Annotated in this window: 11 protein-coding genes; 8 read left to right on the top strand and 3 right to left on the bottom strand. The window is 68.4% G+C overall.

All coding sequences use genetic code 11. The features are described from left to right. Positions 1 to 94: 94 nt before the first annotated feature. On the top strand, positions 95 to 424 hold the full coding sequence (locus tag CWC60_RS03870; protein ID WP_109792690.1) for a YnfA family protein: 330 nt from the start codon (positions 95 to 97) through the stop codon (positions 422 to 424). 179 nt (positions 425 to 603) lie between these two features. Here CWC60_RS03870 and CWC60_RS03865 read toward each other — a convergent pair whose 3' ends face one another. Beyond that, positions 604 to 969 (bottom strand): Mpo1-like protein, encoded by a 366-nt coding sequence (locus CWC60_RS03865; RefSeq protein ID WP_109792689.1) that lies wholly within the window; start codon positions 967 to 969, stop codon positions 604 to 606. 128 nt (positions 970 to 1,097) lie between these two features. Here CWC60_RS03865 and CWC60_RS03860 point away from each other — a divergent pair, with 128 nt between their 5' ends. The 4 genes from CWC60_RS03860 to CWC60_RS03845 all read left to right on the top strand — a co-directional run bounded on the left by CWC60_RS03860 (position 1,098) and on the right by CWC60_RS03845 (position 7,031). Beyond that, positions 1,098 to 1,517 (top strand): MerR family transcriptional regulator, encoded by a 420-nt coding sequence (locus CWC60_RS03860; protein ID WP_109792688.1) that lies wholly within the window; start codon positions 1,098 to 1,100, stop codon positions 1,515 to 1,517. Positions 1,518 to 1,601: 84 nt separating this feature from the next. Beyond that, positions 1,602 to 2,738 (top strand): thiolase family protein, encoded by a 1,137-nt coding sequence (locus CWC60_RS03855; protein WP_109792687.1) that lies wholly within the window; start codon positions 1,602 to 1,604, stop codon positions 2,736 to 2,738. A gap of 1 nt (position 2,739) precedes the next feature. After that, positions 2,740 to 5,076: a 3-hydroxyacyl-CoA dehydrogenase/enoyl-CoA hydratase family protein gene (locus CWC60_RS03850; RefSeq protein ID WP_109792686.1), complete on the top strand. Its 2,337-nt coding sequence runs from the start codon at positions 2,740 to 2,742 to the stop codon at positions 5,074 to 5,076. Between the two features lie 152 nt (positions 5,077 to 5,228). Beyond that, positions 5,229 to 7,031, top strand: a complete 1,803-nt coding sequence (locus CWC60_RS03845; protein WP_109792685.1) for an acyl-CoA dehydrogenase C-terminal domain-containing protein — start codon at positions 5,229 to 5,231, stop codon at positions 7,029 to 7,031. A 191-nt stretch (positions 7,032 to 7,222) separates the two neighbouring features. On the opposite strand, the gene CWC60_RS03840 is transcribed toward CWC60_RS03845, so the two are convergent. Together CWC60_RS03840 and CWC60_RS03835 are read right to left on the bottom strand one after the other, a co-directional pair. Beyond that, entirely contained in the window at positions 7,223 to 7,867 is a 645-nt protein-coding gene (locus CWC60_RS03840) for a uracil-DNA glycosylase (RefSeq protein WP_109792684.1), read from the bottom strand. Beyond that, positions 7,867 to 8,520: a LabA-like NYN domain-containing protein gene (locus CWC60_RS03835; RefSeq protein WP_109792683.1), complete on the bottom strand. Its 654-nt coding sequence runs from the start codon at positions 8,518 to 8,520 to the stop codon at positions 7,867 to 7,869. Before CWC60_RS03835 ends, CWC60_RS03840 begins: the two co-directional genes overlap by 1 nt. A 182-nt stretch (positions 8,521 to 8,702) precedes the next feature. On the opposite strand from CWC60_RS03835, the gene folK reads away from it, so the two are divergent. From folK to CWC60_RS03820, 3 genes are all read left to right on the top strand, one after another. Then, positions 8,703 to 9,251 (top strand): 2-amino-4-hydroxy-6-hydroxymethyldihydropteridine diphosphokinase, encoded by a 549-nt coding sequence (folK, locus tag CWC60_RS03830; RefSeq protein WP_109792682.1) that lies wholly within the window; start codon positions 8,703 to 8,705, stop codon positions 9,249 to 9,251. 45 nt (positions 9,252 to 9,296) lie between these two features. Further along, positions 9,297 to 9,611, top strand: a complete 315-nt coding sequence (gene rpoZ / locus CWC60_RS24335) for a DNA-directed RNA polymerase subunit omega (protein ID WP_109792681.1) — start codon at positions 9,297 to 9,299, stop codon at positions 9,609 to 9,611. A 68-nt stretch (positions 9,612 to 9,679) separates the two neighbouring features. After that, positions 9,680 to 11,809: a RelA/SpoT family protein gene (locus CWC60_RS03820; RefSeq protein ID WP_109792680.1), complete on the top strand. Its 2,130-nt coding sequence runs from the start codon at positions 9,680 to 9,682 to the stop codon at positions 11,807 to 11,809. Positions 11,810 to 11,848 lie beyond the last annotated feature (39 nt).

The raw sequence follows: 11,848 nt of genomic DNA, 5'->3' as shown, positions 1-11,848 counted from the left end.
GCTTGGCCGGCCGAGGCCCTTTCCCGGGCATACCCCCGGCGGTCCGGATCGTGTAACGCTGTGGCGCCGGGCCACGGAGCGGGAGGAACGCCGCATGCAGACCGCCGCCGCCTATCTGGGCGCCGCCATCGCCGAGATCGCCGGATGCTTCGCCTTCTGGGCCTGGCTGAAGCTGGACAAGCCGGTCTGGTGGATCGGTCCCGGCCTGGTCTCGCTGGCCCTGTTCGCCTGGCTGCTGACCCTGGCCGACAGCGCCGCGGCCGGCCGCGCCTACGCCGCCTATGGCGGGGTCTACATCGCCGCCTCGCTGGCCTGGCTGTGGCTGGTCGAGGGAGTGCGGCCCGACCGCTGGGACCTGATCGGCGTGACGCTCTGCCTCGCCGGCGCGGCGGTGATCATCGCCGGCCCCCGGCCGGTGGGCTGACCAATTCGGCAAGCGAAGAAATGCCAGCTTCGCTTCGTCGTCATGCCCGCCTCCGTGCGGGCATCCGGTTAATCGTCCGACTCGCGGCGAAGCCGCTCCGGACCCCCGCACAGGACGGGGGTGAGACGGTGAGCGAGTGCCGCTTCCGCGAAAAGACGGATCGGGGGCCCGGAGCCGCCTCAGGCGGCTTCCGAGCGGGTTTCGTCCATCTGGTCGGGGTGACAGCCGGCGCGCTTCAGCTCCGGTCCCAGCCGGCCGGCCAGCCACATGAAGTACATGCGGAAATCGCTGACCAGCGACCAGAAGGGATAGCGGAAGGTCGCCGGGCGGTTCTTCTCGACGAAGAAGTGCGCGAACCAGGCCGGCGCGTAGCCGGCCACGACCGCCGCCAGCAGATACCACGGGTTCAGGGTCAGCGCGGCGGCGAGCAGGAACAGGATCGACAGCGTCGTGCCGACATAGTGAATGCCGCGGGTCGCGGGCAAGCTGTGCTGGTTCAGATAGAAGGGCCAGAACTGGCGGTATGACGTCGGATGCGTCGTCAAGCTGAAGCCTCCGGAATGCGACAATCTGGGCGACCATGGTTGTTGACGTTTACGTAAGCGTCAACTACATCTCTGCGCAACCGGCCCCGACCCGGGGCGCCAGCGATCAAGGCAGAGACTACACAAATATGACCGATACGGAAAGATACAGCATCCGCGAGCTGTCGGATGAATTCGACGTGACCCCGCGGACGCTCCGCTTCTATGAGGACAAGGGGCTGCTCGGCCCGGAACGCAAGGGCCTGCAGCGTATCTACGACCGCCGCGACAAGGCCCGGCTGGCGCTGATCCTGCGCGGCAAGCGGCTCGGCTTCAGCCTGGCGGAGATCCGCGACTGGCTGAACCTCTACGAGCTGCGGGACGGCCAGGTGGCCCAGGCGCAGATGCTGCTCGCCGCCTCCCGCGAGCGCATGACCGCCCTGGTGCAGCAGCGCGAGGACATCGAGGCGACGATCCGGGAGCTGGACGAACAGATGAAGTTCGTCCGCGACTGGCTGGCCGAACGCGGCCTGCCGGCCGAGGAGCAGCCGGCGGAAGCCGCCGACTGACGACGCGATCCGCTGGCGCGCCCGGCCGGAGGAACGGCCGGGGCCGCCGGCCCAGAAGAAACCCGACCGGGAGCGACAGAAATCATGAAGAACGTGGTCATCGCGGGCTATCAGCGCTCGCCTTTCACCTTCGCGAGCAAGGGCGGCCTGGCCAAGGTCCGCCCCGACGAGACGGCGGCCCAGGTGGTCAAGGCGCTGGTCGAGAAGTCCGGCGTCAACCCCGACGACCTGGAGGACCTGATCCTCGGCTGCGCCTTCCCCGAAGGCGAGCAGGGCCTGAACGTGGCGCGGCTGGTCTGCTTCCTGGCCGGCCTGCCGCAGTCGATCGGCGCCACCACCGTCAACCGCTTCTGCGGCTCCTCCATGACCTCGGTGCACATGGCGGCCGGCGCCATCCAGATGGGCGCGGGCGACGCCTTCATCTGCGCCGGCGTGGAAAGCATGACCCGCGTGCCGATGCCGGGCTTCAACCCGATGCCGCATCCGGGCCTGTACCAGAACTATCCGGAAGCCTATATCGGCATGGGCATCACCGCCGAGAACCTGGCGAAGAAGTTCTCCATCTCCCGCGACGAGCAGGAGGAGATGGCCGTCGAGAGCCACAGGCGCGCCGCCGAGGCGCAGCAGGCCGGCCGCTTCGATGACGAGATCGTCGCCATCACCGACCGCAACAACCGCGTCGAGGCCGACGGCTGCATCCGCCCCGGCGCCACCAAGACCGACCTGGAGGGACTGAAGCCCGCGTTCGACCAGTCGGGCACGGTAACCGCCGGCACCTCCTCGCCGCTGACCGACGGCTGCGCGGCGGTGCTGGTGTGCTCCGAGGAATACGCCGACGCCAACGGCCTGGAGAAGCTGGCCCGCATCCGCTCCGTCGCCGTCGCCGGCTGCGCGCCGGAGGTCATGGGCATCGGCCCGGTCCCGGCCACGGAGAAGGCGCTGAAACGCGCCGGCCTGACCGTCAAGGACCTGGACATCATCGAGCTCAACGAGGCCTTCGCGGCCCAGGCGATCTCCGTCCTGCGCGAGACCGAGATCGACTTCGGCAAGACCAACCTCGACGGCGGCGCCATCGCGCTGGGCCATCCGCTGGGCGCCACCGGCGCGCGCATCACCGGCAAGGCCGCGGCGCTGCTGAAGCGCGAGGGCAAGGAGCTGGCGCTGGCCACCCAGTGCATCGGCGGCGGCCAGGGCATCGCGACGGTGCTGGAGGCCTGCTGAGATGACGGAGATCAACAAGGTCGCCGTCATCGGCGCCGGCGTCATGGGCGCGGGCATCGCCGCCCATGTCGCCAATGCCGGCATTCCGGTCGTGCTGCTGGACATCGTGCCCGAGGGCGCCGACGACCGCTCCTTCATCGCGAAGACGGCCGTGGAGCGCATGCTGAAGACCAATCCCGCGCCGTTCATGCACAGGAAGAACGCGCGGCTGATCGAGACCGGCAATCTGGAGGACAATCTCGATCTCGTCGCCGACTGCGACTGGATCTGCGAGGCGATCGTCGAGAACCCGAAGATCAAGCGCGACCTCTATGCGCGGCTCGACAAGGTGCGCAAGGCCGGCTCCGTCGTCACCTCCAACACCTCGACCATTCCGCTGGAGGTGCTGACCGAGGGGCTGGGCGAGGGTTTCGCGCAGGACTTCGCCATCACCCACTTCTTCAACCCGCCGCGCTACATGCGCCTGCTGGAGGTGGTGAAGGGGCCGCGGACCCGCGACGACGCCTATGCCGCGCTGAAGGCATTCGGCGATGTCCGGCTGGGCAAGGAAGTCATCGAGTGCAAGGACACGCCGGGCTTCATCGGCAACCGCATCGGCATCTTCTGGTCCACGGTCGCCACCCGCCAGGCCTATGACATGGGCCTGACCGTCGAGGAGGCGGACAGCATCGTCGGCCGGCCCACGGGCGTGCCCAAGACCGGCATCTTCGGCCTGGGCGACCTGACCGGCATCGACCTCGGCCCCCACGTCATTGCCTCCATGATCGACCTGGTGCCCGCCGAGGATCCGCTGCACGACTTCGTCAGCCAGGATCACCCGCTGACGAAGCTGACGGCGAAGATGATCGAGGAGGGCTATACCGGCCGCAAGGGCAAGGGCGGCTTCTACCGCCGCGTCAGGCAGGACGGCCGCACCATCAAGGAGACCATCGACCTGCGCAGCGGCGAATACCGCCCGACGCAGAAGGCGGATTTCGAAAGCGCGAAGGCGGCGAAGAAGGGCCTCCGCGCCCTGGTCGAGCATCCCGACAAGGGCGGCCAGTACGCCTGGGCGGTGCTCAGCCACGTGCTGAGCTATTCGGCGGCGCTGGCCGAGGAGATCGCCGCCGACATCCGCTCCGTCGATCTGGCGATGAAGACGGGCTACGCCTGGAAGTGGGGCCCGTTCGAGATGATCGACATGCTCGACGCGGGCTGGCTGGCCGACAGGCTGGCCGGGGAGGGCCGGCCGGTGCCGGCGCTGCTGGAGGCCGCGCGCGGCAGGAGCTTCTACCGGGAGGAGGGCGAGAAGCTCTCCATCCTGGGTTTCGACGGCGAATACCGCGACGTCGACCTGCCCGAGGGCGTCTGGATGCTGGCCGACATCAAACGCGGCCGGCAGCCGGTGAAGTCGAACGCCTCCGCCTCGATCTGGGACGCCGGCGACGGGGTCGCGGTGCTCGAGTTCCACTCCAAGATGAACGCCCTCGACGAAGGCTCGATCGAGATGATCCGGCAGGCGGCGAAGATCGACAAGCTCGGCTTCAGGGCGCTGGTGGTCGGCAACGACGCCGACAATTTCTCCGTCGGCGCCAATGTCGGCGTGGCGCTGTTCGGCGCCAACGCGGCCATGTGGCCCCTGATCGAGAACGGCGTCGCCGAGGGTCAGAAGGCCATGCAGGCGCTGAAGAACAGCCCCTTCCCCGTGGTCGCCGCGCCCGCCGGCATGGCGCTGGGCGGCGGCTGCGAGGTCTGCCTGCACGCCGACGCCATCCAGGCCCATGCCGAGACCTATATCGGACTGGTCGAGGTCGGCGTCGGGCTGCTGCCCGGCTGGGGCGGCTGCAAGGAGCTGACGATCCGCAACATGACCAACACGAAGCGCCCGGGCGGGCCCATGCCGGCCCTCTCGGCCGCCTTCGAGGCGATCAGCACGGCCAAGGTCGCCACCAGCGCCCAGGAAGCCCGCGACATGCAGATCCTGCGCGAGGGCGACGGCATCACCATGAACCGCCGCCGCGTGCTGGCCGACGCGAAGAAGAAGGCGCTGGCGATGGCGGCGGACTACACCCAGCCGGAGCCGATCGTCGTCAACCTGCCGGGACCGACGGCGCTCGCGGCCATGAAGATGGCGGTCGAGGGCTTCTACCTGCAGGGCAAGGCGACCGAGTACGACACGGTGATCGCCGAGCAGGTCGGCCGCGTCCTTTCCGGCGGCGATACCGACATCACCGAGGAGGTGACGGAGAAGAAGCTGCTGGAGCTGGAGCGGGAAGGCTTCATGACGCTGATCCGCAACGAGAAGACGCTGCAGCGGATCGAGCACATGCTGACGAAGAACCGCCCGCTCAGGAACTGACACGCAGTGTCACCCCCGCCCCCCGAACGGGGTCAGGGGCAGGCCTGTGCGGGGGTCCGGTGCGGCGTCGCCGCAAGACTGTTTGATTGCCGGATGCCCGCACAAGGCGGGCATGACGACCCGGCGAAGGCGCGAACCAGGGAGACGAGGAAATGGCGACGTATCAGGCGCCCGTGAACGACTTCAAGTTCCTGCTGCACGAGTTCATCGACCTGCAGCGCTATGCCAACCTGCCCGGCTTCGCCGATGCGACGCCGGACCTGGTGGACGCGATCCTGGAGGAGGGCGCGAAGTTCTTCGAGAACGAGATCCAGCCCCTCAACCAGATCGGCGACCGTCAGGGCTGCACCCGCCATGACGATGGCTCGGTAACAACGCCGGAGGGCTTCAAGGAGGCCTACAAGGCCTATGTCGAGGCCGGCTGGGGCGGTCTGACCGCCGATCCGGAATTCGGCGGCCAGGGCCTGCCCCACGTGCTGGGCTTCGCGGTCTCCGAGATGGCGTCCTCGGCCAACATGGCCTTCTCGATGTATCCCGGCCTCACCCACGGCGCCTACGAGGCGCTGCGCCACTGGGGCTCGGACGAGCAGAAGCAGACCTATCTGCCGAAGCTGGTCTCCGGACAGTGGACCGGCACCATGAACCTGACCGAGCCGCACTGCGGCACTGATCTCGGCATGATGCGCACGAAGGCCGAGCCGCAGGACGACGGCAGCTTCGCGATCACCGGCCAGAAGATCTTCATCTCCGCCGGCGAGCACGACATGTCGGAGAACATCATCCACCTGGTGCTGGCGAAGATTCCCGGCGGCCCGGAGGGCATCAAGGGCGTCAGCCTGTTCCTGGTGCCCAAGTTCATCCCCGACGAAAACGGCGATCCGGGCACGCGCAACGGCGTCGTCTGCGGCTCCATCGAGGAGAAGATGGGCATCCACGGCAACGCCACCTGCGTGCTGAACTATGACGGCGCAACCGGCTGGCTGATCGGGGAGCCCCACAAGGGCATGCGGGCCATGTTCACCATGATGAACGCCGCCCGGCTCGGCGTCGGCATCCAGGGCCTCAGCCAGGCCTCCGTCGCCTACCAGAACGCCGTGTCCTATGCGATCGACCGTATCCAGGGCCGCTCGCTGACCGGCGCGAAGGCGAAGGACAAGCCCGCCGACCCGATCATCGTCCACCCCGACATCCGCCGCATGCTGATGAAGCAGAAGGCCTTCGTCGAGGGCGCCCGGGCGCTGGCGCTCTGGACCGGGCTGATGATCGACTTCGCCGAGAAGCACCCGGACCCGGAGGAGAAGGCGAAGGCCGACGATTTCGCCGCCTTCATCACGCCGGTGGTCAAGGCCTACCTCACCGACATGGGTTTCGAATGCGCGGTCGACGCCATGCAGGTCTATGGCGGCCACGGCTATATCCAGGAATGGGGCATGGAGCAGTTCGTGCGCGACGCCCGCATCGCCCAGATCTACGAGGGCGCCAACGGCATCCAGGCGCTGGACCTGGTCGGACGCAAGCTGCCCGAGGGCATGGGCCGGCTGATGCGCCGCTTCTTCCACCCCGTCGACGCCTTCATCCAGGACAACGCCGGCGACGCCGCCCTGCAGCACTATGTCATGCCGCTGGCGAAGGCCTTCGCCAGGCTGCAGTCGGCGACCGCCGATCTGGGCCCGAAGATGATGGCCAATCCCGACGAGGCCGGCGCGGCGTCCACGGACTATCTGCGCTGCGTGGCGCTGGTCGCCATCGGCTTCATGTGGGCGCAGATCGCGAAGAAGGCGCAGGAGAAGCTCAACGCCGGCGAGGGCGACGCGCAGTTCTACAAGTCCAAGCTGGCGACGGCGCGGTTCTTCATGGACCGCATGCTGCCCGACGTCCACGCCCACGCCGCCAAGGCGGGCGCCGGCGCGGCGACCCTGATGGCGCTGGACGAGGAAGCCTTCGCCGCGTTCTGAAGGCGGGCGGCCGAGCCACCCGAGTCCTGGACGGACCACAGGTCCGATCCGGGAGCCATGCCGGAGCTGGTCCGGGCGCGCCGTCTCCGGCGGAGAGGCTCAGGCGTGGGTCCCGCGCCGCCGCTGCCGCGGTGCGGAGGACGCCGGAGCGCACCGGCCCTCGCCCATCGAGGGGGAGGAAGAACGCCGTTTCAGCCGAGGCGCGTCTTCAGCTCCGCCAGCACGGCCTCGAACATCGCCGGCGTCAGCCGGCCCGTGTTCACGTTGTAGCGCGAGCAGTGATAGCTGTCGGCCAGCAGCAGGCCGTTCGGCAGCTCGTGCACGGCGCCGTGTCCGAAGGGATGGGCCGCGAGCTTCAGCCCGAAGGTCCTGAGCACGGCGTCATGGGCGATGCGGCCCAGCGCCAGCAGCGCGCGGAGCTCCCCCATCGCCGCGATCTCGGCCTCCAGGAAGGGCCGGCAGCTACGGGTTTCCTCGGGCGTCGGCTTGTTCTGCGGCGGCACGCAGCGCACGGCGTTGGTGATGCGGCAGCCTTCCGGACGCAGGCCGTCGCCGGGCCGCGCGCCATACTCGCCGCGGGCAAAACCGGCCCCGATCAGGGAAGGGTAGAGCAGATCCCCGGCATAGTCGCCGGTGAAGGGCCGGCCGGTGCGGTTGGCCCCCTTCAGCCCCGGCGCCAGGCCGACGATCAGCAGCCGCGCGTCCAGCGGTCCGAAGGCCGGCACGGGATCGTTGTGGAAGCCGGGATGGGCGCGCCGGTTGTCGTCGCGGAAAGCCGCCAGACGGGGGCAGCGCCGGCAGTCCGCGGGCGGCTCATGCGCCTCGGGCGCCGCCATCAGCGGACGAGCGGGTCGTCGAATTCGTCGTCGCTGTCGTCATAGTCCGGCTCGGCGGCGTTCCCGTGCCGCTGGCTGAAGTTCTCGCGGCGGTTGCTCACGGGGCGGCCGCCCTCGCGGGCGATCAGGGGCTGCAGGTCGACCAAGTCGACGAACTGGTCGGCCTGGCGGCGCAGTTCGTCGGCGATCATCGGCGGCTGCGTCTTGATGGTGGAGACCACCGTGCAGCGCAGGCCCTTGCGCTGCACCGCCTCCATCACCGAGCGGAAGTCGCCGTCGCCGGAGAACAGGATGGCGTGGTCGATGAATTCGGCCATCTCCAGCATGTCGACGGCCAGCTCGATATCCATGTTGCCCTTGACCTTGCGCCGGCCGTCCTGGCCGACGAACTCCTTGGCGGGCTTGGTCACCATGGTGAAGCCGTTGTAGTCGAGCCAGTCCACCAGCGGCCGCAGCGGCGAATACTCCTGATCCTCCATCAGCGCGGTGTAGTAGAAGGCCCGGACCAGGGTGCCCTGGCGGGCGAATTGCGCGCGCAGCTTGCGGTAGTCGATGTCGAAGCCCAGGGTCCGCGCGGCGGCGTAGAGATTGGCGCCGTCGATGAAGATGGCGACCTTTTCCGTGGGGTATATGCCCAGATCGACCTCTGCCATTTCAAAAATCCCTTCAATGATCTATGCACTGGCCCGGCGGCCCGATCACGACACCGCGGTGCCGCGTACGAACACGCCGGGGACGATGTTCAAAGTTAGTGCTGACATAGGCTGGCGGGGGCGGGAATGCCAGTGATTTCCACTGCCGCGGAGCCGGCGTTTTTCCGCGAAAGGAGAGCCGTTTGATCATCATCGGCCTGGGGGCGAATCTGCCCCATCCGGAACACGGAGCGCCTGCGCGCACGCTGGAGGCCGCGCTGGACGAACTGGCGCTGAGGGGCGTCGGCCACAGCGCCCGCTCGCGCTGGTTCGCCAGCCCGCCCTGGCCCGCGTCGCTCAGCGGCCAGCCCTGGTACGTCAACGGCGCGGCGGCGCTGGAGACCGCACTGGGTCCGGACGAACTGCTGCGCACGCTGCACGAGGTCGAATGGGCCTTCGGGCGGGTGCGGACCGAACGCTGGGCGCCGCGGCGCATCGATCTGGACCTGATCGCCTTTCACGGCGTCAGCGCCCGGGCCTGCGGCGAGCACGGCATCGCCGCCCTGCCCCACCCGCGCATGAGCGAGCGCGCCTTCGTGCTGCTGCCGCTGAAGGACATCGCGCCGGACTGGCGTCATCCGGTCAGCGGACGCCATATCGACGAGATGATCGCGGCCGCCGACCGCTGCGGCGTCGAGCCGCTGGAGGCGCGGGTCGAGAAACACCTTGCGAGCGGGGCCGCGGGCAGCTAAATATCCGCCCTTCTCGGGAATTCTGAATGATCCAACGGAGGCCCCATGGCCCGCGTTACCGTCGAAGACTGCATCGACAAGGTCGACAATCGCTTTGATCTCGTGCTGCTCGCCGCCCAGCGCGCCCGCAGCATCTCCAATGGCGCGGAGATCAAGGTCGAGCGCGACAACGACAAGAACCCTGTCGTCTCGCTGCGCGAGATCGCCGACGACAAGCTGTCGCCGGACGACCTCATGGAACAGCTCATCGCCAGCTACCAGCGCCGCATCGAGCGCGACGAGCCCGAGGAGGACGACCTCGCCGAGCGCATGCGGCGCGAACTCGCCGCCCTGGCCGCGGGCGAATCCACCGAGGGTTGAGCTGACGCCCGCCCCGGGTCATCCGGCGGCGCTGCGCCGGCCGCCGATTCAAGGATAGACTCGCCGTCATGATGCGGCAGATGGAACTGGTGGAGACGGTCCGGGGCTACGACCCCGAGGCCGACGAGGACCTTATCAACAAGGCCTATGTCTTCGCCATGCGCGCCCACGGGGCGCAGAAGCGCGCCTCGGGCGACCCCTATATCAGCCATCCGCTGGAGGTCGCGGGCATCCTGACCCGCTACCGCGTCGACAGCCAGTCGATCGTTACCGCCCTGCTGCACGACACGCTGGAGGACACTCTCGCCACTCGCGAGGAGATCACCGGCCTGTTCGGCGACGAAGTGGCGCGGCTGGTCGACGGCGTCACCAAGCTGTCCAAGGTCGAGCTGGTTTCCGACGAGACCCAGCAGGCGGAGAACTTCCGCAAGCTGCTGCTGGCCATGTCCGACGACATCCGGGTGCTGATGGTGAAGCTGGCCGACCGGCTGCACAACATGCGCACCATCGGCTATCTGAAGCCGGACAAGCGCCGCCGCATCGCCCAGGAAACGATGGAGATCTACGCCCCGCTGGCGGAGCGGGTTGGGCTGAACGAGATCAAGGACGAGCTGCAGGACCTGTCCTTCCAGGTGCTGGAGCCGGATGCCTACGACACGGTGATGGGCCGGCTGCAGAAGCTGCGCGCCCACGCCGGCGACCTGATCCAGCGCATGAAGACCGAATTGGCGCAGAAGCTGTTCGCCGCCGGCCTGAGCGCCGAGGTCACCGGCCGCGAGAAACGGCCCTTCTCCATCTGGCGCAAGCTGGAGCAGAAGAAGATCAGCTTCGAGCAGCTGGCCGACGTCTTCGGCTTCCGCGTCATCGTCACCGATCCGGCGGACTGCTACCGGGCGCTGGGCGCCATCCACCGGGCCTATCCGATGGTGCCCGGCGAGTTCGACGACTACATCTCCACGCCCAAGCGCAACAACTACCAGTCCATCCACACGGTGGTGATCGGCCCGGAGCGCATGCGCACGGAAATCCAGATCCGCTCCCGCGAGATGCACGAGCGCGCCGAATACGGCCTCGCCGCCCACTGGCGCTACAAGACCGGCGGCAAGGGCCACGACCTGCAGACCCAGAAGGAGGAGCGCTGGCTCAAGGAGCTGCTGGAGATCCTCAACGACGCCGCCAGCTTCCGGGAGTTCCTGGAGCACACCAAGCTGAACATGTACGCCGACCAGGTGTTCTGCTTCACGCCCAAGGGCCGGCTGATCCAGCTGCCCCAGGGCGCGACGCCGATCGACTTCGCCTATGCGGTGCACACCGATCTCGGCAATACCTGCGTCGGCGCGAAGGTGAACGGCCAGATCAAGGCGCTGCACACCATTCTGCGCAATGGCGACCAGGTGGAGATCCTGACCTCCAGCGAACAGACCCCGCCGGCATCGTGGGAAAGCGTCGCCGTCACCGGCAAGGCCCGCGCCGCGATCCGGCGCACGCTGCGCCAGAAGACCCGCGCCGAACATCTCAGCGTCGGCAAGCGGCTGCTGCGCACGACCTTCGCCGGCGCCGGCCGCCGCTTCCGGGAGAAGGATCTCGGCAAGGCCCTGCTGACCCTCGGCTTCGGCTCGATCGACGATCTCTACACCGCGATCGGGGAGGGCGTGGTCGCGCCCCGTGACGTGCTGGCCGAGATCTATCCGGCCGAGAAGAAACGCCGCCGGCGCACGAAGCGCAAGGCGGACGCCGCCCGCGAAGGCGCGCTGCCGATCAGGGGGCTGCAGCCGGGGGTCGCGGTGCACTTCTCAGACTGCTGCCACCCGCTGCCCGGCGACCGCATCGTCGGCATCGCCCATCAGGGCCGGGGCATCCACATCCACGTCATCGACTGCGGCAGCCTGGAGCTGGTGCAGGACATGCCGGAGCGCTGGCTGGACACCTCCTGGACCGGCGATACGGAAGACGAGCAGCTCTATGTCGGGCGGATCGAGGCGGAGATGGTGAACCGGCCGGGCATGCTGAGCCGCACAACCGCGGTGATCGCCCAGCACGACGGCAACATCGTCTTCCTGCGCATGACCAAGAGCCAGTCGGACTTCGCCGTGCTGACCCTCGATATCGAGGTCCGCGACGTCCGCCATCTCAACGACATCATCGCCGCGCTGCGCCACGAGCCCGGCATCGACCGGGTGGAGCGCCCGCGCTCCTGATTTCGCCGGCAGGCGCGGCAGCGGGCGGTGCGGCCTGCG

The sequence above is a fragment of the Minwuia thermotolerans genome (assembly GCF_002924445.1).
In the GTDB taxonomy this organism is placed as follows: domain Bacteria; phylum Pseudomonadota; class Alphaproteobacteria; order Minwuiales; family Minwuiaceae; genus Minwuia; species Minwuia thermotolerans.
This window is presented reverse-complemented; position numbering and strand designations above follow the sequence as displayed.

What these genes read in the sequence shown, in the direction of transcription:
- CWC60_RS03870 (WP_109792690.1), top strand. Translation starts at nt 95, where the DNA reads ATGCAGACCGCCGCCGCCTATCTGGGCGCCGCCATCGCCGAGATCGCC.
- CWC60_RS03860 (WP_109792688.1), top strand. Translation starts at nt 1,098, where the DNA reads ATGACCGATACGGAAAGATACAGCATCCGCGAGCTGTCGGATGAATTC.
- CWC60_RS03855 (WP_109792687.1), top strand. Translation starts at nt 1,602, where the DNA reads ATGAAGAACGTGGTCATCGCGGGCTATCAGCGCTCGCCTTTCACCTTC.
- CWC60_RS03850 (WP_109792686.1), top strand. Translation starts at nt 2,740, where the DNA reads ATGACGGAGATCAACAAGGTCGCCGTCATCGGCGCCGGCGTCATGGGC.
- CWC60_RS03845 (WP_109792685.1), top strand. Translation starts at nt 5,229, where the DNA reads ATGGCGACGTATCAGGCGCCCGTGAACGACTTCAAGTTCCTGCTGCAC.
- CWC60_RS03840 (WP_109792684.1), bottom strand. Translation starts at nt 7,867, where the DNA reads ATGGCGGCGCCCGAGGCGCATGAGCCGCCCGCGGACTGCCGGCGCTGC.
- CWC60_RS03835 (WP_109792683.1), bottom strand. Translation starts at nt 8,520, where the DNA reads ATGGCAGAGGTCGATCTGGGCATATACCCCACGGAAAAGGTCGCCATC.
- rpoZ (WP_109792681.1), top strand. Translation starts at nt 9,297, where the DNA reads ATGGCCCGCGTTACCGTCGAAGACTGCATCGACAAGGTCGACAATCGC.
- CWC60_RS03820 (WP_109792680.1), top strand. Translation starts at nt 9,680, where the DNA reads ATGATGCGGCAGATGGAACTGGTGGAGACGGTCCGGGGCTACGACCCC.